Annotated in this window: 27 protein-coding genes and 1 tRNA gene; 11 read left to right on the top strand and 17 right to left on the bottom strand. The window is 48.3% G+C overall.

The window, feature by feature from the left end:
- Window positions 1-26: 26 nt before the first annotated feature.
- From EZJ49_RS00935 to map, 4 genes are all read right to left on the bottom strand, one after another.
- Complete coding sequence (locus tag EZJ49_RS00935) at window positions 27-554, bottom strand: MarR family winged helix-turn-helix transcriptional regulator (RefSeq protein ID WP_262553543.1); 528 nt, start codon at window positions 552-554, stop codon at window positions 27-29.
- A 214-nt stretch (window positions 555-768) separates the two neighbouring features.
- Window positions 769-1,164 carry a hypothetical protein gene (locus EZJ49_RS00930; protein ID WP_262553541.1) on the bottom strand — a complete coding sequence of 132 codons (396 nt, stop codon included), beginning with the start codon at window positions 1,162-1,164 and terminating at the stop codon, window positions 769-771.
- A 109-nt stretch (window positions 1,165-1,273) separates the two neighbouring features.
- Complete coding sequence (locus EZJ49_RS00925; RefSeq protein WP_262553540.1) at window positions 1,274-1,783, bottom strand: GlcG/HbpS family heme-binding protein; 510 nt, start codon at window positions 1,781-1,783, stop codon at window positions 1,274-1,276.
- A 71-nt stretch (window positions 1,784-1,854) separates the two neighbouring features.
- The gene (gene map / locus EZJ49_RS00920) at window positions 1,855-2,613 is read right to left on the bottom strand and encodes a type I methionyl aminopeptidase (RefSeq protein ID WP_262553539.1); all 759 of its coding nucleotides are present in this window, start codon (window positions 2,611-2,613) and stop codon (window positions 1,855-1,857) included.
- Here map and EZJ49_RS00915 point away from each other — a divergent pair.
- Both EZJ49_RS00915 and EZJ49_RS00910 read left to right on the top strand, forming a co-directional pair.
- Window positions 2,612-3,487: an NAD(P)H-hydrate dehydratase gene (locus EZJ49_RS00915; RefSeq protein ID WP_262553538.1), complete on the top strand. Its 876-nt coding sequence runs from the start codon at window positions 2,612-2,614 to the stop codon at window positions 3,485-3,487. The genes map and EZJ49_RS00915 overlap by 2 nt on opposite strands.
- Before the next feature lie 90 nt (window positions 3,488-3,577).
- The gene (locus EZJ49_RS00910; RefSeq protein WP_262553536.1) at window positions 3,578-4,516 is read left to right on the top strand and encodes a hypothetical protein; all 939 of its coding nucleotides are present in this window, start codon (window positions 3,578-3,580) and stop codon (window positions 4,514-4,516) included.
- Window positions 4,517-4,842: 326 nt separating this feature from the next.
- On the opposite strand, the gene EZJ49_RS00905 is transcribed toward EZJ49_RS00910, so the two are convergent.
- Both EZJ49_RS00905 and EZJ49_RS00900 read right to left on the bottom strand, forming a co-directional pair.
- Complete coding sequence (locus tag EZJ49_RS00905; protein ID WP_262553535.1) at window positions 4,843-5,442, bottom strand: NUDIX hydrolase; 600 nt, start codon at window positions 5,440-5,442, stop codon at window positions 4,843-4,845.
- 50 nt (window positions 5,443-5,492) lie between these two features.
- The gene (locus tag EZJ49_RS00900) at window positions 5,493-6,695 is read right to left on the bottom strand and encodes a TCR/Tet family MFS transporter (RefSeq protein WP_262553533.1); all 1,203 of its coding nucleotides are present in this window, start codon (window positions 6,693-6,695) and stop codon (window positions 5,493-5,495) included.
- A gap of 115 nt (window positions 6,696-6,810) precedes the next feature.
- Here EZJ49_RS00900 and EZJ49_RS00895 point away from each other — a divergent pair, with 115 nt between their 5' ends.
- The 3 genes from EZJ49_RS00895 to EZJ49_RS00885 all read left to right on the top strand — a co-directional run bounded on the left by EZJ49_RS00895 (window position 6,811) and on the right by EZJ49_RS00885 (window position 9,905).
- Window positions 6,811-8,625 (top strand): monovalent cation:proton antiporter-2 (CPA2) family protein, encoded by a 1,815-nt coding sequence (locus EZJ49_RS00895; protein WP_262553532.1) that lies wholly within the window; start codon window positions 6,811-6,813, stop codon window positions 8,623-8,625.
- 53 nt (window positions 8,626-8,678) lie between these two features.
- Window positions 8,679-8,921 (top strand): hypothetical protein, encoded by a 243-nt coding sequence (locus EZJ49_RS00890; protein ID WP_262553531.1) that lies wholly within the window; start codon window positions 8,679-8,681, stop codon window positions 8,919-8,921.
- A gap of 138 nt (window positions 8,922-9,059) precedes the next feature.
- Complete coding sequence (locus EZJ49_RS00885; RefSeq protein WP_262553530.1) at window positions 9,060-9,905, top strand: porin family protein; 846 nt, start codon at window positions 9,060-9,062, stop codon at window positions 9,903-9,905.
- A 71-nt stretch (window positions 9,906-9,976) separates the two neighbouring features.
- Here EZJ49_RS00885 and EZJ49_RS00880 read toward each other — a convergent pair whose 3' ends face one another.
- The 3 genes from EZJ49_RS00880 to EZJ49_RS00870 all read right to left on the bottom strand — a co-directional run bounded on the left by EZJ49_RS00880 (window position 9,977) and on the right by EZJ49_RS00870 (window position 11,696).
- Window positions 9,977-10,354, bottom strand: a complete 378-nt coding sequence (locus EZJ49_RS00880; RefSeq protein WP_262553529.1) for a DUF2914 domain-containing protein — start codon at window positions 10,352-10,354, stop codon at window positions 9,977-9,979.
- A gap of 215 nt (window positions 10,355-10,569) precedes the next feature.
- Complete coding sequence (locus EZJ49_RS00875; protein WP_262553527.1) at window positions 10,570-10,911, bottom strand: hypothetical protein; 342 nt, start codon at window positions 10,909-10,911, stop codon at window positions 10,570-10,572.
- Window positions 10,908-11,696 carry a TIGR02147 family protein gene (locus EZJ49_RS00870; RefSeq protein ID WP_262553525.1) on the bottom strand — a complete coding sequence of 263 codons (789 nt, stop codon included), beginning with the start codon at window positions 11,694-11,696 and terminating at the stop codon, window positions 10,908-10,910. The genes EZJ49_RS00875 and EZJ49_RS00870 overlap by 4 nt, the downstream gene beginning before the upstream one ends.
- 211 nt (window positions 11,697-11,907) lie before the next feature.
- Here EZJ49_RS00870 and EZJ49_RS00865 point away from each other — a divergent pair, with 211 nt between their 5' ends.
- A complete protein-coding gene (locus EZJ49_RS00865) occupies window positions 11,908-12,264 on the top strand; it encodes a hypothetical protein (RefSeq protein WP_262553524.1) in 357 nt (118 codons plus the stop codon).
- Between the two features lie 36 nt (window positions 12,265-12,300).
- Here EZJ49_RS00865 and EZJ49_RS00860 read toward each other — a convergent pair whose 3' ends face one another.
- From EZJ49_RS00860 to EZJ49_RS00840, 5 genes are all read right to left on the bottom strand, one after another.
- The gene (locus EZJ49_RS00860) at window positions 12,301-12,804 is read right to left on the bottom strand and encodes a hypothetical protein (RefSeq protein WP_262553522.1); all 504 of its coding nucleotides are present in this window, start codon (window positions 12,802-12,804) and stop codon (window positions 12,301-12,303) included.
- A gap of 131 nt (window positions 12,805-12,935) precedes the next feature.
- The gene (locus EZJ49_RS00855; RefSeq protein WP_262553520.1) at window positions 12,936-13,271 is read right to left on the bottom strand and encodes a hypothetical protein; all 336 of its coding nucleotides are present in this window, start codon (window positions 13,269-13,271) and stop codon (window positions 12,936-12,938) included.
- 144 nt (window positions 13,272-13,415) lie between these two features.
- On the bottom strand, window positions 13,416-13,748 hold the full coding sequence (locus tag EZJ49_RS00850; protein WP_262553519.1) for a nuclear transport factor 2 family protein: 333 nt from the start codon (window positions 13,746-13,748) through the stop codon (window positions 13,416-13,418).
- Window positions 13,748-15,391, bottom strand: a complete 1,644-nt coding sequence (locus EZJ49_RS00845) for a CRTAC1 family protein (RefSeq protein ID WP_262553517.1) — start codon at window positions 15,389-15,391, stop codon at window positions 13,748-13,750. The genes EZJ49_RS00850 and EZJ49_RS00845 overlap by 1 nt, the downstream gene beginning before the upstream one ends.
- A 2-nt stretch (window positions 15,392-15,393) precedes the next feature.
- A complete protein-coding gene (locus tag EZJ49_RS00840; protein WP_262553515.1) occupies window positions 15,394-16,158 on the bottom strand; it encodes an SDR family NAD(P)-dependent oxidoreductase in 765 nt (254 codons plus the stop codon).
- 150 nt (window positions 16,159-16,308) lie between these two features.
- Here EZJ49_RS00840 and EZJ49_RS00835 point away from each other — a divergent pair, with 150 nt between their 5' ends.
- The 3 genes from EZJ49_RS00835 to EZJ49_RS00825 all read left to right on the top strand — a co-directional run bounded on the left by EZJ49_RS00835 (window position 16,309) and on the right by EZJ49_RS00825 (window position 20,278).
- The gene (locus tag EZJ49_RS00835; RefSeq protein WP_262553513.1) at window positions 16,309-17,862 is read left to right on the top strand and encodes a tolA protein; all 1,554 of its coding nucleotides are present in this window, start codon (window positions 16,309-16,311) and stop codon (window positions 17,860-17,862) included.
- Window positions 17,859-18,509, top strand: coding sequence for a J domain-containing protein (locus EZJ49_RS00830; protein WP_316963670.1), 651 nt, complete (start codon window positions 17,859-17,861; stop codon window positions 18,507-18,509). Before EZJ49_RS00835 ends, EZJ49_RS00830 begins: the two co-directional genes overlap by 4 nt.
- Window positions 18,510-18,721: 212 nt before the next feature.
- Window positions 18,722-20,278, top strand: coding sequence for a BspA family leucine-rich repeat surface protein (locus tag EZJ49_RS00825; RefSeq protein ID WP_262553511.1), 1,557 nt, complete (start codon window positions 18,722-18,724; stop codon window positions 20,276-20,278).
- 65 nt (window positions 20,279-20,343) lie between these two features.
- Here the strand turns inward: EZJ49_RS00825 and EZJ49_RS00820 are convergent.
- From EZJ49_RS00820 to gcvT, 3 genes are all read right to left on the bottom strand, one after another.
- Window positions 20,344-20,426 (bottom strand) — tRNA-Leu (locus EZJ49_RS00820).
- 100 nt (window positions 20,427-20,526) lie between these two features.
- Window positions 20,527-20,916 (bottom strand): glycine cleavage system protein GcvH, encoded by a 390-nt coding sequence (gene gcvH, locus EZJ49_RS00815; protein ID WP_262553509.1) that lies wholly within the window; start codon window positions 20,914-20,916, stop codon window positions 20,527-20,529.
- Window positions 20,917-20,961: 45 nt separating this feature from the next.
- Window positions 20,962-22,053, bottom strand: a complete 1,092-nt coding sequence (gene gcvT, locus EZJ49_RS00810; RefSeq protein ID WP_262553507.1) for a glycine cleavage system aminomethyltransferase GcvT — start codon at window positions 22,051-22,053, stop codon at window positions 20,962-20,964.
- A 54-nt stretch (window positions 22,054-22,107) separates the two neighbouring features.
- Here gcvT and EZJ49_RS00805 point away from each other — a divergent pair, with 54 nt between their 5' ends.
- Both EZJ49_RS00805 and EZJ49_RS00800 read left to right on the top strand, forming a co-directional pair.
- Complete coding sequence (locus EZJ49_RS00805; RefSeq protein WP_262553505.1) at window positions 22,108-22,614, top strand: class I SAM-dependent methyltransferase; 507 nt, start codon at window positions 22,108-22,110, stop codon at window positions 22,612-22,614.
- A gap of 154 nt (window positions 22,615-22,768) precedes the next feature.
- Window positions 22,769-23,194, top strand: coding sequence for a DUF4423 domain-containing protein (locus EZJ49_RS00800; protein WP_262553503.1), 426 nt, complete (start codon window positions 22,769-22,771; stop codon window positions 23,192-23,194).
- The last annotated feature ends 1 nt before the right edge of the window (window position 23,195 follow it).

The following is a 23,195-nucleotide window of genomic DNA, read 5'->3' as shown; positions in this document are numbered from 1 at the left end:
TTAATAACGTTAAAGAACTTGTTAGCTTAAGACTCAGTGGACTTCTGTCCGATCTCTTTCATCTGCTTGATCAGGCGGGTGAAGAAATCATTGATCGAGTTCTTTTCGTCGGAACCGAACTCGGCCCAGAAGTTATTGATACGTGATTGGTATTCCGGAAGAATCTTTGAAGTTTGTTCTTTGCCTTTTTCCGTCAGTTTGATCACGTAGGAACGGCCGTCTTTTTCGTGCGTGGTCCTTTGTACGATTTCGGCTTTTTCCAGACTGTTGATCAAACCGGAAATCGTGGCCTGAGTCACGCCCACCATGTGAGCCAGTTCCGACGGCATCAGTCCGTCGGTGTATTTCTTCAAAAGAATCATCAGCGTAAAACGACCGGAAGACAGGCTGTATTGAGAAAAGAACTTGTCCAGATTGATCTCAAATTCCGCGGTGGTTTTACGCAGAAGAATATGTGAATACCAGGATTCGGGATTCACTTGAGGATACAAAACACCGGCCTCTTCCTGGATTGCTTCACGGGAGGGGATCTCGGTTAAAAAAAGCTTGGCCATAAAACCTCCTGGAACTGTCAGCAAGCATATTCAAGTTACCTTATCAGTTTAATTAGGGGGCTAAGCGCAAGCAAGCAAAAGGACGCATAAAAAGCATAACATATCTCGCCTTTCTCCTCTGAAAAGGCGTTTATTTACAGTTGAGAAAAAAATAAAAAAAGGAAGAAGTGCGGAACACTTCTTCCTTCATAAAAAGCCGGGATGTGAAGATGGCTTACTCTAGAGTGTAAACGATCACTTTCGCGAAATCTTTCTCGCTCAAGGCTCTTTCAAGGCAGGCGCGGGAAGTGTCGAAAGAAGATGGGGATTTAGCACCAGAGAAAGTGATGAACACAACACCGTTCACAGCTTCACCGTGAACCTGGCAACGCTCGTCCATCAATTTCAACAGACGGCCTTTGCTTACCGGGATCTCGCCATCTTTTACGTACTTGATAGCACAAGAGAAGAAGCTTTGAGGCTTGTCAGTGGGTTTTTCAACTGCTTTCAAGCATGTGTTGTAAAGATCAGAGATTTCTCTTTCAACAGCGATAACGTTTCCAACCTTACGGTCAGCAGCGTGAGCAGAGAAAGCGACGAACAAAGAAGCGATTGCAAAAAACATTTTCATAAAGGTCCTCCGTGATTAAAAGAAGCACCCATAGCCTTTCACCTTTTATTCCGCTCTGAAAGCCTTTAGGCAGTGTGTCTAGAGCCTTTTTCAAGCGGAATCTGGTGGACTAGTTGCCTATTCGATCTTTGATTTTATCAATTCCGGCTTGAGCGCACTGGTCGTCCAAAGGACCGCCTGGAGCACCGCCCACACCAATAGCACCAATGACGATACTGCCAGCTCGTATGGGAAGCCCCCCGCCAAGCAGAAGGAATCCGTCAATGTCCCCCAGATTTTGGGCGGCAGGATTGCTTTGAGATGTTGCAAGCATTGCGGAGGTACCATTCTTGGCAGAGGCTGCTGTATAGGCTTTGCGGCGACTGGCATCCACTGTGTGCGGGCCTGCGCCATCGGCGCGAAAGAGCGCTTTAATGTCGCCGGCCTTATCGACAACCGTGGCCGCCACTTGATAGCCCTTCGTGGCGCAATTGGCTACGGCTTCGCGCGCAGCTTCTTCAGCCAAAGACATGGAAATCGTGGCTTCAAATTTAAGCCCTGCCGTCGGAGCAGGGACCGCAAAAGCCGAAGTGTTTGCAAGAAGTAGTGAAACAAAAAATAAAGAGCAGGACATGTTCATAAGGTCTCCTAAGGTTGAAAGGAAATCTTAGAACTTAAGAACAGCCTGCCGCAAAGGCAGGTCTGATGTTTTTAAACAGGATCAGGAATCGTGACGATCAGCGCACGGTCTTTCAACACCACCATCGTGTGTTCAAACTGGGCTGTGCGATGGTTTTTGCCAGAAACCAAAGTCCAATTGTCGGCTTCTTCATCGACAAAACGGGCTCCGGTGGAAACGAACGGTTCGATTGTAATAACGTGACCTTCTTTTAGTTTGCGACGGTCGTCTTTGTCGTAATAGCTGGCAATAAACTTTGGTTCTTCATGCAGACTGCGACCCACACCATGACTGCCCAGATTTTCAATCACTGTGTAGCCGTGCGCTTTGGCGACCTTTTCAATGTTGTAGCCAATCACGCTGATCAGTTCGCCGGCTTTGACAGCCTTGATGGCCGTTTCCAGCGCCAGACGTGTGACTTTCAAAAGTTCTTCGTCTGCTTTCTTGCCCGGAGGCACCACAAACGACCCGCCGTTATCGGCAAAGTAACCGCCCAGTTCGGCAGAAACATCGATATTGATCAGATCACCTTTTTGAATTTTTTTAGTGTCAGAAGGCACGCCGTGAGCCACTTCGTGATTCAGGCTGATGCAGTTGTAACCGGGAAAATTGTAAACTGCCATGGGACCGGACTTGGCGCCATGAAGTTCCAAATATTTTCCACCCAGATTATCCAGCTCTTTGGTGCTCATGCCGGGTTCAACTTTGCCAGCCATGTATTGCAGGCAGTTGGCGACAATCTTTCCGATTTTTTTAAGACCTTCAAGGTCGGCTTCAGTCTTTACGATCATGACTTCGGGTTATACACTGATCCCTATGGAAAAAGCCAACGATCCCGTGCGTATTCTGAAAAAATCATCTGCGAGGAAACTTTTACCAGCCATTTCCGAGCAGGATAACAAGGCCACTCGCGGACGCAGCCTGCTTCTGGCCGGAAGTGCCGACTATCCCGGTGCCGGGATTCTGGCCGCGCGCGGGGCTTTGCGCATGGGAAGCGGTTATGTGACCCTGGCGCAAAAAAACATCTCCGTATCCTCGTTGGAAAATCCGGATTTTCTGTTATTGGATTTGGCGCAGAAAGAATGGCACTCACAAAAGTTTGATGCCATGTTGTGCGGGCCCGGTTTTGGTGTGAACTTGTTTACGGCCCGGATTATTCAGGAACTCAAAGAGCGCCAGATCGCAAACGTCATTCTGGATGCCGATGCCATCACCGTATGTGCAGAAGAGAATTTATTCCCCTTGCCGCGCACCTGGATCGTTACACCTCATGCCGGAGAACTTGCCCGTTGTCTGGGAGTTTCGGCAGAGGAAATTTCGACCCATCGCTATGAATTTATAAAACTGGCGCAAGAGCTTTTTCAGTGTGTTGTTCTGCTTAAAGGGCATGGAACTTTGGTGGCCAACGGGCGACGGGTGTATGGAATTTCAACCGGGAATGCAGCGTTGGCGAAATCGGGGACCGGGGATGTACTTTCCGGAGTCATCACTGCTTTAAGGGCGCAGGGGTTGTCTCCGACCCGGGCGGCTCTGTTGGGAGCTTATGTGCACGGCGCCACGGCGAACCTTTGGAAGGCCCAAAAAAAGGATCTTTTGTCGATGATGGCCTCGGATGTGGTCGAAATACTGCCTCAAGTCCTCTATAAGCTTCGTCAGGGTGATTGAAAATTCTACTTGGCGCATTACATAACAAAAGCATGACTTTTCTTTTGCTCCCGGGACAGGTACAAACTCTCGAAACTTTTGGGGGTTTTCATGGTTAAAGGGCTTTTGATCGGGTTTATTGTGGGGATTTCTTTGGCAGCCAATGCGCAGACTTCTTCCACCACACTTTCCACTCCTTCTGTGGAATCCGGAACTCAAAAAACATCCACTTCTGTGGGTGAGGTTCTGAAAAATAAAAAATTTGAAGACGACAAAGACATCACAGATGCCAAGCTTAAGGCGGAATCCGGTTCCTTGTCCCGCTACTCCCTGAAGTTCTCTCTTTCTTACTTCGGCCCTCCAGTGGGTGATCTTTCCAGCAAAATGCAGCCAAATCCAGATGGTTCCATCGGTGTGAATCAGGTTTCTTTGAGTGGTTCCATCAGTGGTCGTTACCGTTTGGATTCCAAAAGTGCGATCAGTGCCGGAACAGGTATCAACGCTTTGACACCGTTCCACGGTGTTGAGCGCACGGATGTGAAAACTCCGTTCATCAGCTATGACCGCAATTCCCGTATGGGCGATCTTCAGTTGCGTAATTCTTACGGCGCTTCCTGGACAACGGTTCCGAACTTCCGCGATGTCGGTCAGTATGCTTCTTTGTCTTACGATAACTCTTTGGTTTACAATCTTGGCAACTCTGGTTTTGCCGCGGGCTTGGATACCGGCCTGAGCGTGTTCCTGTATGAGCGCGGGTATGAGCCTAAAGACGGCAAAGCCTCCCGTTACCACCTGGGTTTCTACCCGCAGGTTAAATACAACGTTTCTGACAAAATGAATGTTTACACTTCTGTGGCCATGAACTTCTGGAATCCACGTGCGCGTGATGGCGAATGGGATCTTTTGAACAAAACCCTGAGCGGTCGTTTGGGGATGGGTTATGCTTTCAGCCGCGATATTTATTTTGCGCCTTATTTGAACTTCTACCCGAAAGATTTGAAGGCTGATTCCACGACGTTGAGCTTCTCTACGATCTTCTCTATCCTGTAGTCGCTGTCTCAAATTGAAAAATAAAAAAACCAGGGCGCCTTTTTCGTCCTGGTTTTTTTATTTAATCACCAATTTAAAATGCACAGGCGTTAAGGCGGCCCCGTACCGGTCAGGAGAGCCAATTCACGAATCTCCCTGTTCCAGATATACTCTTTACGTACTGTCTTATTAGCCATTGAAGGCTCCTTTCGTGCAAGGTGAACCTCTTGGGTTCATAAGACTTATCGGCTGGACCTTGGGATAGTTGAGCCCTTTTAATGAAAAAGCTCAAAAATATCGGACTGTGCTGCTTTGAAACGGAAAATTTGTTTCTGATCGCGACGAATCTATTTTAACAGCTTCTGCAAACGTTCAAAAAGATTCAAGGTCATCATGTAGGAAAGCCCCCATAGCGGTGGTTCCCGATCCAGATAGACCGCGGGAAGTTCAATAGACATATTTTCGCGCTGAACTTTGTAAATGGTTTGTCTTTGCGGATCACGAATGTGCTTTAAGGGCACCCAGAAATAATCCGCAACTTCGTTGGCATCCAAGGTCACATTAAAACTTTGCTCGGTATAAAACACAAACGGACGGATGTAGAAATCCAGCAATGTTCCGGCTTTGCGGGCCTGAATGTCATCCAGTCGTCCCAGCAGTTCCTGAGAATTCAGATGAACACCGATTTCCTCCATGGTTTCTCTGAAGGCGGCATCCAGATCAGTGACATCAAAAGCCTCGCGTTTGCCGCCGGGAAAAGCCAGTTGTCCGGACCAGCGGTCTTCGGGACGGATGGCTCTTTGGATAAACCCCAGCTCCAGATTTTCCTCGGACTCACCACGCAGGATCAATGCCACGCATGCATGCGGGGCCATTTGTCGGGCCAGATCCAACGGCTCGAAAGAGGTGATGGCAGTATGAAGCAAAGATTTGATACTAGAATCCATGACTCTTTAAGGATACTCCCGCAGGACGGGCCCCGCAAGGCCAGCCCGCTTTAGGAGACTTTTCTGCGGACCATAATGGCCCAGGAAACCAGGCAAATGATGGCAGCGAAGAAATAAGGCGCACCCGGAATGGATGGCACACCTTCCGGCGGTGCAGAAAAGTGAGCAAACAACTTAGTTGTGACCAAAGGGGTGATAATCGCAGCCAGACTTGCCAGGCTGACCAAAGAGCCCTGCAACTCACCCTGTTCCTGCGGTGGAGTGTTGTGACTGATCAAAGACTGCAATGCCGGTGGTGCGACCCAAAAAATCGCAGAGCCGACCAAGATGACATACATCATCCAGCCTTCGGTGGCGAAACCGAAAAGTGCGAAAGAAATCGCATAACCGAACGCTCCGATAACCACCGTGCGATGTTCACCCAGCTTCGGGATCACCAAACGTGTCAGCCAGCCCTGAGCAATGGCGGACAGCAGGCCCACCGCAGCCAGAGAAAGACCCACTTGCGAGGTTGTCCAGTTAAAGCGGGTTTCCGTGTACAACGTCCAAATAGATGGGTGAGTTTGCCCGCCCAACTGGAAGAAGAAGTAAACCAGCAGTAATGCCAGCAGATGTTTGGAACGGAAGACTGTCACCAGAGAATGCAATGGGTTGGTTTTGCGCAAATCGACTTTACGGCGCATTTCCTGAGGCAGGGATTCCGGAAGGATGAACAGACCAAACAGGAAGTTTAAAAGATTTAAGCCCGCCGCTGCCAAAAACGGATACTCCGGTCCCAGGTGTCCCAGTAAACCGCCGATGGCAGGGCCGATGATAAAGCCCAGCCCAAAAGCGGCGCCCACCATTCCGAAGTTGGCAGAACGGTTGGTGTCATCACTGACGTCAGCGATATAAGCCATTGCCACGGTGATATTGGCTCCAGTCAGTCCGGCAATCACTCGTCCGGCGAAAAGAATTCCCAATGTGGGGGCAAAGGCCATCAAAATATAATCAAAGCCCGCAACCAGCAGGGACACCAATAAAATGGATCTGCGCCCAAAACGGTCCGATAGGGCCCCTAACAAAGGGGACGCCAGAAACTGCATCAGGGCATAGACGGAAATAAAATAGCCGAAGTATTCCGAAACAGAAGTTTCACTGGAAACGAAGCGACGCATGATATCCGGCAAAGACGGGATCACAAGCCCCAGGCCAACCATATCCAAAGTCACAGTGATAAATATAAACCAGATGCCAGCTTTTGAATTCTTCATAGGGCTCAGGCTAGAAGAGCGATCTAAAATTGTCAGCAGCTCTTTTGAGATTAATAAAAATTTACCTAAGTCTATCCAATTGCACGGATGGCATGCTCTTGATAGCTTTGAGAGCATGATTTTACACGAACAGCTTCTGCAGATTTTGGCATTCTTGGGTTTTTCCGTGGTTCTGGTTTCACTGTTTCAAAAACTGGGATTGGGAACCATCTTGGGATATTTGGCAGCGGGGATTCTAATTGGTCCTTTGGGTTGGGGACTGATTTCTGATTTTCAGTTCGTGCAGAATATCGCCGAATTTGGTGTTGTCTTTCTTCTTTTCATCATCGGTTTGGAGCTTCAGCCGCGAAAATTGTGGTCCTTGCGAAAAACACTGATCGGCTTTGGTGGATTGCAAATTCTTTTTTGCACCGTGGTCTTTACCGTGATCGGGCATCAACTGGGCATTGCCTGGGCCAGTGCCGCAGTGGTGGGCTTTGCTTTGTCCCTGTCTTCGACAGCTTTTGCTTTGCAGTCTTTGGCGGAAAGAAAGGTTCTGAATACGGAATTCGGGCGCGCTTCTTTTGCGATCCTGCTGATGCAGGACGTGGTGGCGATCCCGGCTTTGGCGGTGATTCCAAGTTTAGGTCTGGTGGCGGCAAACACTCATTCTGTGAACTGGGGCGGAGCCATTGCGATCTTTATTGGTTTGGCTATTGGCAGCCGCCTTTTGATGGGTCGTTTCCTGCAAGTGGTCGCGGAAACCCGCAGTCGTGAACTGTTCACAGGCGTGACCTTGCTGATTGTGATCGGAGTGGCCTTCCTGATGGAAAGCGTGGGGCTGTCGATGGCGTTGGGGGCCTTCCTGGCCGGGGTTCTATTGTCGGAATCAGAATATCGTCACGAACTTGAAGCGGACCTTGAGCCCTTCAAGGGCTTGTTGATGGGGTTGTTCTTTGTTTCTGTCGGTATGTCCGTCAAACTGTCGTTGTTGTTGCAGTCTCCAGTGATGATTTTGTCATTGGTTGTGGGCTATATGATCTTAAAAGGTCTTTTGATCTTTACCGTGGGCCGAATCATGAAACTGCACTCACAGGCATCTAACAACCTGTCCGTGTATCTTGTGCAGGGCGGGGAATTTGCCTTTGTGATCTTTGGTGTTGGGCAAAGTGCGCAGGTGATTTCTGCGGATTGGACTCAGCGATTCACTTTGGTTGTGACCCTGTCCATGATTGCCAGCCCGTTGATTATTGTTTTGAACGAAAAGATTCAGGCGTGGATCGCCTGCAAAACTCCGGCAGCAGGTGCAAAAGAATATGACAAATTTGAAGAAACCAACAATCCGGTTATTATTGCCGGCTTTGGTCGTTTCGGTCAGATCTTCGGTCGTATTCTAAGAACGCAGGATATTCCGTTCACAGCGATTGAACATGATACCGAGCAAATCGAACTGCTTCGTCGTTTTGGTAATAAGGTTTATTACGGTGATGCCGCTCGCAAGGAAATTCTGGAAGCCGCCGGTATTCGCAATGCCAAGTTTTTCATTCTGGCGGTGGATGATGTCGAAACATCCAATCGTATTGCGCAGATTCTGAAAGAGGATTATCCGCACGTTCAGGTGTTTGCTCGCGCCCGTAATCGTCAGCATACCTTTGATTTGCTAGAGGCCGGGATCAAGTTTGTTCGCCGTGAAACTTTGGATTCCAGTATTAATTTGAGTGGTCAGCTTCTGGTGGCGATGGGAACCCCTGAGGCACGGGCTCATGCGATCATTGAACGATTCCGCCGTCATGATGAACTGATGTTGTGGGAACAATTCAAAGTCCGCCACGATCAAAAGAGCTTTATTGACGTATCCAGACAGGCCGTTCAGCAGCTGGCACAGGTCCTCAAAGAAGACGCGGAAAAGACTTATATTGAACCGCAGACCGGGGACAAAGATTTGTTTTAACCTTTTTGGGGGCGGGGCTGGTCTTACCAATAGGAATGGTTAGGAGGGCACGGATGCGCTTCTTGGTGGTTATGACGATTTTATTGTGGGCGGCTTTTGCCAAGGCCGAGGTTCAAAACTTTAACGGGATGATTCAGGAGGCTTCGATGAGTCAGAAGCTTTTAAGGAAGCGGCTTTTGCGGATTTTAAATTCGCAGCAGGTGGCCGTGGCCGCCAATGAGCAAACCCCGGAGCAACTTCAAACAGAAAGCCCCTCCCAGGACTTTGAAGTTCGCTTGGTCCAGGCTCGACATTAAGTTAAGAAAATTTGATAACGTTTCCCCTAACACCGCTGTCCCCCGGCGGTGTTTTTTATTTTCTGCTTCTGTTGACTAAGTTCTTGCGCATCTATGAACATAGAGATCTCGATTGCAAAACAACAACAGGAGTTCATCGTGTATTCTAAATTATTTGCATCCCTGATCGTACTTGCTTCCTTCAGCGCCCACGCTGCTGACAGCGAATTTTTCTATCAATCCAAAGCAGGTCAAAGCGATCTGACGCCGCGTTTGGGATACGTAAGCGCAGCTGTTAAGGGAAAAGGAGCTGGAGCTGTTGAAACGAAATTCTCTGGAATCTACCAATCGGGTGTTTCCTATGAATACGGAATCAATGAGATGTTTTCTGTTGAAGGAACTCTTTTGTATTCCTCTTATGAAACTGACTCCACTCCAAAAACTAAGACTTCTGGGCTGCAGGACCCGCAGGTTGTTCTAAAAGGAACTTCTGATATGGGGAATGCGAATCTTCGTTTTGGTCTTCGTGCTGGTTTGAGCCTTGAAAAGGCCGAAGATAAAGCCAATGGTGATTCCAATACGGCTTCCGGGGGCTTCTCTTTTGCTCCATACGTGGGTGTAGATACTGAAGCGGCTGGCGGATCTGTCGGAGGGCGTTTGTTCTATACATTTATGATGGAGCGCACTCGTGAAGAAGAGGGTGGGCCGGATGTAAAAACAAAAGATGGTAACGTCCTGGGACTGTCTGCTTTCTATGAAACTGCAATTACAGATGTGATTCTTGGTGGTTCTTTGAACTACGCTAGTTATGACACTGCAAAACTGACCAGCGAAGGTATGACGGGCGAAATCAAATCCTTTAATACAACAGGTTTGTCTTTATACTCTCGCATGCCGTTTGGTAGCTGGGCATTGCTTCCACGTTTGGACTATGACTTCTCTCATAGTGAGGCTTCCAAATTTGACATTATTAACTTGTCAGTTGCAGCCCGTTTTGGGTTCTAATACTAATAAAAGAAGGCCTCGAATTTTTGAGTCTTGATTTAAAGCCGCTGTTTTTCGCAGCGGCTTTTTTATTATCGGAAAATGTCTTTGTAAAAGGCGCGGTGGGGATTGATCTCGCTGACTTTGGTGACATCGAAATAAATCCGGCCGATTTCACGTCCGTCCGTGGTTTCCACGCTGATCCTCCAGCGGCCTTCTGAATAGTTCTGCTTGGATGCAAAGCCTCGATAACCGCCCTCGCGGCCTCCGGCAATGGTCATGGGAATTTTGTCTGTGGTCTGCCAGCCGCGCACCGGGTCTTTGTAGTACCAGTGCAGGATTACGGAGTCGCTAAAACGGGCCGGGGAAAAAATCTGGGCGAAGAAATAGATCTTGTCGTCAGGTTCGGCCTGGAAGTTCTGATCCCCTCTTTGCCAGAATTGCCATGAGGGGGTTTCATAGGACAGCACATAGGTGCCATTGACCTTTTACAACAAATAGAAAGTTCAGAGGGAAGCGACCGTTGTTCATGGTGCCATCATACTCTGGAAAAGGCTCTCTTGTTGTCAAAATTATTTCAGGAGTTGTGGCGCGGGGCCGAGCTTTTTTTGTTGGAAATCAAAGGGACAGTTGATGTTACTTCAGACGGGGACCGGCCCCGATGCTGGCGGTCCCCGAAGAAGCTTTAATTAAAGATACAAGTGAGTGGAAAAGTCTGTGTGTTATGTACCGAAGATAAAGTGCTGATCTTTGCGAAAGTGATCCTATATTGAGTCCCTGAAAATGCATTTTCCTGAAGCTGCCCGGCATCCCGGGCGGTCAGCTTTCCGTTCAAATAGACTTGTAGTTCCAAACCATCGGTCATTGAAGAAAATCCATAAATTCGAATAGGAATTTTTTGGTTCTGAGACTCGCACACAAACACAGCTGCGGAGTCTCCACCACCTTCCTTAACACCTTGACGTATGCGAGCCGGGGCAGAAAGGCTTGTTAAAAGCAGAGCGCAGACACAGATATGGGTTTTCATACATTGTCCTTTTGTTTTGTCAGCGGGAAGAAGCTGATTTGCAGTTGATAGACATCTTTGGCTTTCTTGGGCTGGAAGTCCCGGGCAAAAGATCTTCTGAAGTCGGCAATACGTTCAATAGCCAGCTCAAGATCCTCAGGATCAAAACAGAGCGTGGCTGAAGTATGATTGCGTTTTTTCACAGCAATCTCACGCACGGCATTTTGGGAAAGTTCCAGCAGTTGGATCTGATACTTTCGTGCCGCATCGGATGTTTCTGAGGGGCTAAGGTGAGTCAGTTCCCCATTTTCAGAGGCATCAATCCATTTACCCTTTTCATTTTTCTTTAAAAGTCCCAGACGCAGCAGACGGTTGACTGCAATATTAACCTCGGACTTGGTGATGCCCAAACGCTGAGCGATCCAGATGGCATCAGATTTGAAGTCCTCCAGATAAGTTAGCTCCAAAATCGCATAGTGATACCAGTCGGATATAACGGCGAAAGAATCCATCGTCAGCTGCTGAAACTGGATTCTGATTTCATTGTGCCCCTGCATGGCTTCGGCAGAAGCTGGCAGACGGCGAAGTTGATCCGTTGTCAGCCCCAAGGCAGAGCCCAGACGCATTTTCATTTTCTCTGTAATAGGACGTTTGCCGTTGATCATTTGTGATAATGCGGAAGGCTCTACCTGCAGGGATCGAGCGAAGGAACGAAGAGAGTAGTTTGGATTGGAGCGACAACGCGCAACGAGTTCTTCCTGCAGAAGTTGTTTAAAGCTGCGGGCCTGGATTCTTTTACTTTTCAAACGGTGAAGCTCCATAGGGCAGGGGTTTAACACCAGTGGAATTTAAGATCCAGTTTTTTTGCCGCAATTTGTGTCAAAAACTGACACGGAGGCAGGTTTTTCATGTGTCATAAACTGACACGCTTTGTGTCAATAATGCTGGCTAAGTTAGAGAGACTTCAATTACAACCCCACTCAAGACAAACACATAAACCTCTTACAAGGAGAGCATATGAAAGCATGGATCGTATCAGCAGTATTGGTTATGGCAGGGGCGCAGGCAATGGCAGGGAACGGGGATGGAGCGGTGGTTTTTCACTGTGAAAGTCTGCCGACTGTGGATTCAGCGCTGAGCGTGATGGGCATTGCCGATGAGTTGACCGGGGATATTGATTTGGTGGTTCTGGTAGCCGGACAAGTGAAGGCACAGGACAAGGGGCTTTTGGTGGAGGGCGCCGCACGTTATGAAGGGCAGATTTTTGAAATGGAGTTTTCTCAAGTGACCCACATTGTGGCAAAGATGCCGAATGATGTTTTGTCGGTGGGACAAGCGGATTCGTTGATTTGTGCCTATCCGGCATTGCCGTAACTTCGTCAGGGAAGTCACGGCTTGCTTCGTGGCTTCCTATTCTTCGGAAAAATCCTCAATGGCATTTTCGTCGCGGAAGTGGAATTTGAAGTCCGGGCTGATGAAGATTCCGCTGGAAATATAACCGGGTGTGCAGTTTCCTTTCAGAAACTGATCCATTTTGTCCTGATCTTCTTCCCAGTCGATATCACAGCTGCCCACGTCATAGGCTGCATGCTGGATGATTGCACGATAAGCCACAAATTCACCAGAGGCCGAATAGTATTTGCTTAAAGCCGCCACTTCGACTTCAGCCTCGGAATTCAGCATATAGTCGCCTTCGAGAATCGTGTCATACCAGATGTCGGCTTCTGCATTTGCAGCCTTCATCAGACCGTCGATTTGCCTGGAGGTCAGAGTTTCCGGGTCCACATCTTCGCTGCGCCCGTTGTTTGCCTCGGTCACTGCATAGACTTTTTTAATGAACAAATCTTCCGCATGGGAAGAGGCCAGGGAATTCAGGGAAAAAGCAGTCAACAATAGCATCAACAAGAACTTCATATTTATTACTCCGTGTTTGATGGGGCTTTTGTAGGCTTGGTAGGGGTATTTGTAAATTACATTGAAAGAAAGTATATATTCTTTTCGTGCATAAAAAGAAAGGCCGCCGTAAATGGCAGCCTGGAATGGGACTATTTGCAGTTCAAAGCGCCCTTATAAACAGTCGCGTTGGGGTTGCTGGCTTCCAAAGTCACATGAGCCTGACCGTTTGCCAATTGCACCACATATTTGTGGTCACCCGGGATGTTTTCAACACAAACCAGAACCGGAAGATCGGCTGCGTATTCTCTGCAATCCATGTCGATCACAAATTCGCGATAATCGAAAGCCAAAGTGGCTGTGCTACCAGTCATTTCAAAGGCAGCATGTGTGCCGGATTTCAATGGACCTTCGCAAGTCACGGTTTCAGAAGCCAAGGCTGAAGTGGAAGTGGAAAGTGCCGCCAGCAGGGCGAAGAAAGCTTTCATGGGAACCCCTTTTCAAAAGTGTTTGTTGGAAACAGCTTTTTGACTGCAAAAGGGTGATTTGTCGTGTTTTGAATCTGTTAAGAGAGTCGGAGTTGTTCCGTGTTTTTCCAGGGAACCCCGGAAAGGATTCCCATGGAAAGTGTTTTAGTAGGCAAACCAGATGTCTTTAATCAGGCCATCTTTGAATTCATAGATGGCAACGACGTGAGAGCCGCTGGGAACCACGGATTCTTCATCCAGCACCTTGTTGTTCAGAACAATACGGCTTTTCAGGGTGCAGTGCAGATCCGGAGTGTTCCTGAACTTTTCATCATAGAGTTTGCGAAAAGTTTCCATACCCACACAGAAGGGCCCGTCCTGCCCCAGACGATAAGCCGTGACCTCAGGATGGTAGAAAGAGCAAAACTTGTCGATATCGCGGTTGTTGTAGGCATCCAGTTGCCCTTGCACCAGTGCAACTCTTTGTTCGGTGGTCATTAGCGGGGTTCCTCAATTCTAAGAGTTTGGTTTACAGCTGTTGGCCCCAGAGTTTGCACCTTTCCGGATGGCCAGCGGATTTCCACTTTGGTGATTTCTTTGATTTGCCCTAAACCGAAATGCAATGTTGGATCATTTTGCTGATTCATGGTTCCTGTCACGCCATCCTGCTGGCGCAGGAAAACGCCGCCGCGATGGAACACTCGTACCTGGGCTGTCACAGCCTGCGTGCCGGAACGAGTGCCCTTCAGTTGCACGCGCAGGAAGTTGTTATTGTCATTCACTACATTCTGTAAGACGCGAATGCCAGGCGCTTCCCCATTACGCAGACGTCCTGATTGAACCAGATCCATTTTGCCGTCATTGTTCAGATCCGCCCATGCAGCTGCATAGCTGTCAAAGACACGTATGCCCTGTTCAGCGCCGACATCTTTGAATTTAAAGCCACCGATGTTTTTGTAAAGCAGGGAATACGAGTACGCCAGATCGTAAACCTGACTGATGTAAACATCCAGCAGCCCGTCATTGTCAAAGTCGGCAGCCGTGGTTTGTGCCCATAGTTCGTCGCCTTTATATTTTGAGAAATCCCCGATCGGGCGGTAGGCAATTCCTGAAGCCGGGCGCACATCCATCAGGCGATAAAAAGGAGCACCGCTGTTGCGATAGATTTTAGAATCGTCACAAAGATATCCGCGTTGGTCGAAAGTGCCTTTGTTGGTCATGCCGACAAATTTGTGCACCAGATTTGAAACCCAAAGATCCAGATTTCCATCATTGTTGAAGTCCGCCCAGACCGAAGATATCGTGTGACCGTACTGTGGGCCATAATATGCCTTGCGGGACTGGTCATAGAATTTTTTTGGATCGTGGTCCCCTTGAATTCCCAAAAGTGGGGCCTGATCCATCAGAAGAAAGCTTCCCAGCGTATAGAAATTATTTGGACGAAGACGGTAATTTGAGAAATAAGCCTCGATAGATCCGTTGTTGTTATAATCGGCAACAGCAATGCCGCGCAGATAGTTTTGACTTTGGCGTAGCGCCAGCGGTGTGGCGTCTGTCAAACGTTTACCTTTGGTGTTTATGTACATTTTTGACGGCAACAGCGGATCACCGAACTTAGGTTCGCTGAATCCCGCCAGGACATCAATCCAGCCATCCTTGTTCACATCCACAATGGCCAGTGCGTGGGCGTGTTCAGGAAGAATGAAGCCCAGCGCTTGGGATGATTCGATAAATTTTCCTTTTGTGGTCTGCATAAAGACCTGACCCTTGGTGGTCATAATGTCCAGCAGGCGATTGTTATCCAGATCCACAAACAGGGGCGCACCTTTCATTTCACGAATGCCCACAAGCTCTGTGACATCGGAAAATTGAATGCTATTTTTGCTGCTGATATTTCTAAACAGTTTTCCACCGGCCAGCATATCCACCCAGCCATCGTTGTCATAGTCCCCGAAGGCCAGGGTTGTGGTGTGCAAGGCGGGAAGCCCGGAAGAGGTCGTGACATCCTGAAACTGCGAGGCTGTGGAGCTGAATTCCTCTGAGTGAGCTGAAGATGTGTGAAAGCGCCACTCCGGATTGGACAGGGTGAAACCAAGAGCAAAGAATCCTACAACGAAGCCACTGATAAAAAATCGTTTCATTTTCAACGTCCCTTTTTTTCCAAATCCTGAACCGAGATCAAAGAAGATTGCATTTTATATTTTTGAGGTTGCAAACAGAACCCGACCACGAGGGCCGCCACATCGGCAGGAGAGCGCAATTGATGATCTGTCTTGAGCTTTTTGAAGCTGGCGACATCTGGAAAGTCTTTTTTCTTGAAGCTGCGGATGGTCTGCTGCATTTGTGTGTCCAGCACGCCGGGACTGAAATGATAGATTTTGATTTTCTTATTCTTTGAGGTTTCCAGATCCAAAGCGGTGTTTTCTGTAAACATCTTAAGCCCTGCTTTGGAAGAACAGTACATTGACCACCCTGAAATCGGACGGAAGGCTGCACCTGAACCAATATTGAAAATCGTTAAAGGTTTCTTTTCTTCGGTGGCCAGACGGGCACAAACCTGGGAAAGCAGCACGGGTGAAATCAAGTTAGTGACCAGATGAGTGTTGATGTCATCCGGATTTAGATCTGCCAGTGAACCCACGGGATTTATCAAAGCGGCGTTGTTGATCAGATGAATCCTGCGGAAAGAGGAAAGATCCAGATTTTCCAGAACTATTTCCACTTTCTTAATAGTGCTGAGGCCGCGACTGAAATCGGCGGTCATATGTTTGAATTGAGCTGATTTAGCTGATTTAAAAGTGGGACGGGAGCGGGAAAGGTTGAGTACCTGATGCCCTTGTTCCAGAGCTTGCAGACAAACCTGTTCCCCCAGCCCTTTAGAGCCGCCTGTAACTATAAATAAATCCATAGTTAAATTATGAGTTTTGCCTTGTTAATCAGCAAGGCCGGATGGTCGTGAGGTCCAGAATAGGAAACACTTAATATCATTGAACTGTTTTCGCTGAGACTGGACTATGGTCAGCATAAATAAGTCCAGATAATTTCCGATAGGAAAGGGATGAGTAATCCGGTTTCAGCCCTTCTTATTTTATGTCTTCTTTTTTCTGAAATGGCGGGGGCGTCCGGTGCTGATCTGGAGCTTTTATACACCAAACAAATTGCCTGGACGGCCGCGAATTTAGAGGACGACCAGATCGTGGCCTCTTTCCGTTCTTCATTTAAAGAACTTCTGGCTGATAAATCCAAAATGGCCCAGTTGGAAACGCCTGAAGGCCAAAAGATTCTGCAGCAGGGGAACAACCTGCTGGCGGTGACCAAGCTTCAGGAAGACTTGCAAAAGTGTCTGCTGTCCCATGCTGCGGCACAGGGGGTTTCTGAGGCGTTGGCCAGGTCGTTGAATGCGCAGGCTCTTAACTCCGACATCTGTGCCAATGTGATTCAGAACAGCCGGAAGCTGCAAGGATTTGGGCGGGCCCTTGATAAAAACATGAAAGAGGAGGCAAGGGCCAGGATCTTGGATTCTGCTCAAAAGCAGCTAAGCAAAACCCAATCTTACTGGAAGGATGCTGCAAAAAAAGATGCATTGGATATCGCAGTGGAGCTGACGGACCGGGAACGGGAAATGTCTGTGAAACCTCCACAAGCAGGGACAGAGCTTTTGCTTTACACCAAAGCGATCCGTGAAAGAAAAAATAAAGACATCATTGTCAGGAAAGATATCGTCACGGCTTTTAAGGAAGTCGATGATGAGCTTAAAATCCATGCGGACTATTTAAAAGACAGCGTCAAAAAAGACGTGGATGAGGCTTTGCAAAGTCTGCTGGTAACGAACCCGGCGGCCAGTGCCCAATATCTGATGGAAAACCCGGGTGCGATGGGAATGGTGTGCAAGCTTTTGCAGGACTACGACAGAAAGGCCCGGAATAAAGAAACTTTGGACAAGGCCATCTTCTGGGGTGGTTTGGTGGTGGGTGGTGTTTTACTGGCAACAGGTATTGGTGCGGGTGCGGGAGCTGCTGTTCTGTCCGGAACTGCCGCTGCGGGCACTTTGACAACAGTTGCTGCCGGGGCGGCTTTGGCCGGAACCCTTGCCGGGGGCGGGGAAGCCATTTATGCCTCGACGAAAGCGCATGAATCTTTTATTGAAGCGCGCAGCTTGAAGGCGTCTGCATTTGCAGAAGGGTCCGCAAAAGAAGCTTTCAGCAAAGCGGATCAGGCAAGCGAAAAGGCCTATTCTGACCTGGCCGAAGCGGGATTTTCCGCAGCGTCGATTCTTCCATTTGGCGCGGGCTTGAAAGTCATGAAAAATGCGGCCCAAGCTTCCCGTTTGGGTTCTTATGCCAAGGTGGCAAAAGAGGGCCGTAAAGTCGAAGCGGAATCCATCAAGTCACTAGCCGTGTCGTTGAAGGAAATTTCTGCGGATAAAGATGTGCTGAAGGTTCTGGAAAGCAGTCAGAAGAAAGTTGATTCCGAGGAAATGGGCATGTTCCTGGGTTACTTGTCGGACCTGTCCCAGAGCGAACGTAAACAGGTTCTGGATCTTATTAAAAAGAAGCCTGAAAAAGTGCCCGATGCAATTCGTGAATCCTCCAAATCCGGAGTGTGCAAATGAAGTCGTTGATTTTATTTTTGATGTTGTTTCCGGGATGGGCGTTGGCCCAGACGGCTGATGAAGTTCGTCGTATTATGAATTCACAAAGCAGCTTTTACGAAGTTTTAAACATAAGCAAGAACGCATCGACAGATGAAATCCGCACGGCCTACCGTCGTTTGATGAAGACATATCATCCGGACCGTTACTTGAATGAGCCGCAGAAGTTAAAAGTTGCAACCGAAGTGATGAAAAAGCTTAATACCACGCGGGACACCTTGATGGACCCGGTGGCAAGGCAGCGTTACGACGCTACTGTGCGCACGACGGCCACAAAACCAGCGACTCCAAAAACATCCACCAGTGCTGCACAGAAGTGGACGCCGCCAGATTTTGGAGCCAAAGAAGAAGCCCCGAAAGCCTCAGAAAAAGCTTCTGAAAAAGCAAAGACCTCTTCAGCAGAACCTGCGGCGGAGCCAGCTAAGTCATCTGCCACGGCTCAGAAGTCGGCCACTGCTGATGCGGCGCCTGCGGCTCAGGAAAAAGCAGCGGCGGTGAAATCGGAGCAACCAATCAATCATCGCGCAAAACAAGCGGCTAAATTCTATGAAGACACCGCTCGATGTGGCGATGGCTTCTTAAAAAGCTTTATTGATGTCATGTTGTAGGACGAGCCAAAGTTAAATAGCCAGCGTATTTGGGTAATACATTTTTGCTGCGCCTCATATTGAGACTTTTATTGAGTCCAGTTGCGAGGCTTCCGATAAGTTATCCGATGAAACAATCGGAACGTCTCTTGCCACGGTTCATATTATTGATGGTCGGACTTACCAATCTCATGGGTTGTTCTATAGATGTCAGTTTGGTTGGTGAGACTAATTTGGCCTCCAAGGATATGGCTCCGCCTCTGGGGTTGGTTATTACAGGGCCAGACATTCCCTCCGGCGATATTTCCACCAGCTTTGTCTATACTGTGAGTTATACCAATGCCGACGTGGTTGATTTGGATGATCTGGATATTACTTTGGGTGGAGCAGATACCACCGGCTGCACGAAGACCGTTACTGGCTCCGGGACCAGTACTCGCACAGTGACAGTGACCGACTGTTCGGGGGATGGACCGGTGACAATTTCCATTGCTGCGGATTCAGCGCGGGATGCTTTGGGAAATCAGGCGTTGGCTGCGGGACCTTCTTCGCCTGCGATGATCAGAAACTCCATGATTGTGAAAATTGATACAACTTTGCTGTCTGGTGGATCACCGAATGACACTGTTGTCATTCCTGTGTCGGACTGGACAGCCTACAATTTTATGATCAATTGGGGTGACGGAAGCGCTGACGAACCGGTGATTTTGGCAGTGAGCGACGGGACCGGAGAAAATAGAACCGCGACGCACTCTTATATTACACCGGGTACTTATCGAATTAAAATTCGCGGAAGTCAGATCCCGTCGATTCCCTTCTGTGCGCAGGCCGACAAATTAAAAATTTTGGACATCGAGCAATGGGGACCTGCCGCATGGTCAAATATGGAGGGCATGTTTGCTGGATGTGCGAATGTGCAAATCTCGGCAACAGATGCGCCGGATCTGAGCAACGTAACTAATATGAAGAGTATGTTTTCGGGAGCGACCTCCTTTAACAGTCCCATCGGGCATTGGATCACTTCCAATGTGACCGAAATGCATTCGATGTTTCTGGGGGCTGCGGCTTTCAACCAACCTATTGGAAGTTGGGATACTTCAAGCCTTACGGATATGACCGCCATGTTTTCTGGTGCCACGAGCTTTAATCAGCCCATCGGAAGCTGGGACGTATCCCAGGTGACTTCGATGAGCTGGATGTTCTATGACGCCAAGGCCTTCAATCAGAATATCGGGGGCTGGGACACGGGGAATGTGAAAGACATGGGCAGCATGTTTGCCAGTGCCGAAAGCTTCAATCAACCCATTGGCGGCTGGAACACCTCCAGCTTGGAATCGACCTACTATATGTTTGATTATGCGTTGGCGTTTAATCAGCCTATCAACAAAGGGGCCGGTGGTATTTGGGATATGTCGAAGGTGAAAAACATGGAAGGCATGTTCTTCCGCGCGGAATCCTTCGATCAGGATATCGGAGGCTGGGATACGTCGGCCGTCACCACAATGAAGTATATGTTTGCCAATACACGTGCTTTCAATAAACCAATTGGCACTTGGAATACCGGCAATGTTCTGAGTATGGAAGGTATGTTCGGTCTGGCAGAGAAGTTCAATCAGGACATCAGCCTGTGGAATACAGGCAGTGTCACGAACATGAATTCTCTGTTCCATTACGCGCCAGCCTTTAATCAAAATCTCAGTGGGTGGAATATTGGAAGTGTCACGACCTCCACGGACTATGCAACAGGTGCTGACAATTGGGCGATTCCGAACCGACCGGCCCTGCCGTAGATTTTGGACATAAAAAAAGCCAACTTATTCAGTCGGCTTTTTAGTGGTTCTTAAGCTTAGAGATTTGGTGCCCCGCGAGGGACTTGAACCCCCACGCTTGCGCACTAGATCCTAAGTCTAGCGTGTCTGCCAATTTCACCAGCGGGGCAACACATCTCTAGGCTCAAGGAAGCACTATAGATAGCTTATTTCGGAGGCCGATTGCAAGCGGAAATTTCAAAAAAACGTCCGCTTGCCCTGAACTCAGCCTATTTCTCGCTGATCAATTTTTTGTAGTCTGGAGCTCTCATAAGGTTTGCGAGCTCTTTTTCAGTATCCATTTCGATACGAACCAACCAGCCTTCATTTACTGGGTCGTCGTTCAAAACAGACGGATCATCGCTTAGGGATGAGTTTACTTCGATTACAGTGCCGGAAACCGGGGCATAAAGGTCACTCACCGCTTTAACGGACTCGATAACGCCGAAAGTTTGGCCTTGAGTGATCTTTTGACCTTCTTCTGGAAGTTCAACGTAAACAACTTCGCCCAAAGAATCTTGAGCAAATTCAGTGATACCTACAGTAACGATGTTCTCATCAACTTGAGCCCATTCGTGTTCTTTAGTGTAGTAATAGTCTTCAGGAATATGAAATCCCATGTCTGGCTCCTTATTTTTTGTTAGCGCAGTTCAGTTGCCACATTCTCAGCGTCCGCTGACAAATGGTGTTTTGCAAACCACGGCCTTCACTTTACGACCGCGGATGTCCAAAAGGAACTCGGTTCCTTCTTTTGCGTAAGCTACATCGATAAAAGCAATACCGATAGGTTCATCCAGGGTCGGGGAGTGAGTACCACTAGTTACCTTGCCGATTTCTTTGTTGTCAAAAGAAAACAGGCTGTAACCCTGACGAGGAATACCCTTCTCAAGCATCTTAAATCCCACAAGATTTCGGCTTAAGCCGGCTTCTTTTTTGCCCACAATTTGGGCTTTATTGAAGAAGTCCTTTTTGGCGGGTTTAATCACCCAGCCAAGGCCGGCTTCATAGGGATTCGTTGTGTCATCAATTTCATGACCGTACAGGGAATATTTCATTTCGGTTCTTAGAGTGTCACGGGCACCCAAACCGATGCTCATCACGCCCAGATCTTTGCCTTTTTCCAGCAAAGTCGTCCACAGATCCACGGTCCCGGCTGCATCGATAAAGACTTCGCAGCCCTTTTCGCCAGTATAGCCCGTCGTAGCGATCATGATTTTGTGGTTTTTGAACTGCCCCACTTTCAAATTGAAAGGCTTCATTTCGCTGACTTTGATGTCGAAAACACGGTCGCAAAGTTCCAAAGCTTTAGGGCCTTGGATCGCGATTTGCCCCCAACGGTCGGATTCGTCGGTGATATCCGCGCCTTTGTTATGTTTGGTCATCCAGGCAAAGTCTTTGTCTTTGTTGGAAGCATTGGCGCAAACCAGGTAGTCGGCGTCTTTTTCCAGACAATAAACGATAATGTCGTCAACCAGGCCGCCCTGATCATTTGGTAGCAAAGAGTATTGAGCTTCACCCACGTTCAGCTTCGCCACATCGTTTGTCGTCAGCCATTCCAGAGTTTCCAGGGATTTAGGGCCTTTGACGCGGATTTCTCCCATGTGGGAAACGTCAAACAGACCGACGTTCGTGCGCACGTTATTGTGTTCTTCACGAACACCCACGTACTGAACAGGCATATACCAACCGGCGAAATCGACCATGCGACCGCCGAGCTTCTCGTGTGTTTCTGCTAATGGAGTCTTTTTCATGCGCATGAATATCCCTTTCCCCGTGACATTCAGTCAATGAGGATTCTATCTTGCGACCCGATGTTCAAACTCTCTCGCCGCATGCAGCTTATATTCGATCATCTTTTGCCCGGAAAACCCGTCTGGGACTTCTGTTGTGACCATGGTTATCTGGGGCTGAATGCCTATGAAAGCGGGCTTTTTTCCGAGGTTCATTTCGTCGATCAGGTGCCGCACATCGTAGAGCAGCTGGAGGTTCGTTTTCAGGCAGAATATTTCCGTGACGATGCGCTGACTCAGGCGGGATTTCATTCTCGACCCGGGGAGGATTTGCAGCAGCCTGTGTCAGGCACTGTGGTTATTGCCGGAGTAGGGGCGCACACTATCTTAAAAATTGTCCAGTCTTTGACTGAAAACGGACTTTTAAGTGCAGACAGATTGATATTGGGTCCACAAAGAGATGAGCAGATGCTGTCTGATTTATTACAAAAAGTCCTTCCAAACACCTTCAAGACAGACTGCGAAATGCTTTCCGTTGAAGAGCGAGGACGAAATCGTAAGTTGTTGATATTCGATAAAATTCTGTAATGTTCGGCGACTTTATGACGCGCTCCGAACAGCTGGATTAAATGTCTGTAAGATTGTGAACAAAATATTGATTATCAGGGGCCCTGCAAATAATTGTGTCCTCATGCAGGATGTAAATAAAAACTCAGATTTTAGACAATTTCTTGAAGATGAATTGGCTCGTCGTAGCCAAAACTATCCCCGTTACTCTTTGCGTGCGTTTGCTCGTCACCTGGAAGTGGACTCGTCTTTCTTGTCCAAAATCCTGAATGGCAAACGTACTGTAACAATGAGAACAATCCGTATGTTCGGGGAGCGTTTGAACCTGACTCCGGATGAACTTCAGCGTTTCGGCGAAATCAGCCGCGAAAAGAAGATGAAACGCAAGTTGGAACGTCTTTTGGAGAAAATGCCAAGTGAAGAGCGTGAACATTCCACGATCACAATCAATGTGGATGAAGCGCGTTTGACTGAAGCCAAAGAAAAAATCAAAGGCTTCCGTCGTGAACTGGCGCAATTCCTGGATGCGGGCGTTGTTCAAGGCAAGACTTATCAGATCTCTGTGTCCTTGATCCCGGTTTCCGGCTACGTGACCGAGTAGT

This window comes from Bdellovibrio bacteriovorus (assembly GCF_025558485.1).
Lineage (GTDB): Bacteria > Bdellovibrionota > Bdellovibrionia > Bdellovibrionales > Bdellovibrionaceae > Bdellovibrio > Bdellovibrio bacteriovorus_G.
The sequence above is the reverse complement of the archived record's forward strand: the minus strand, read 5'-3'. Positions and strand labels throughout refer to the sequence as shown.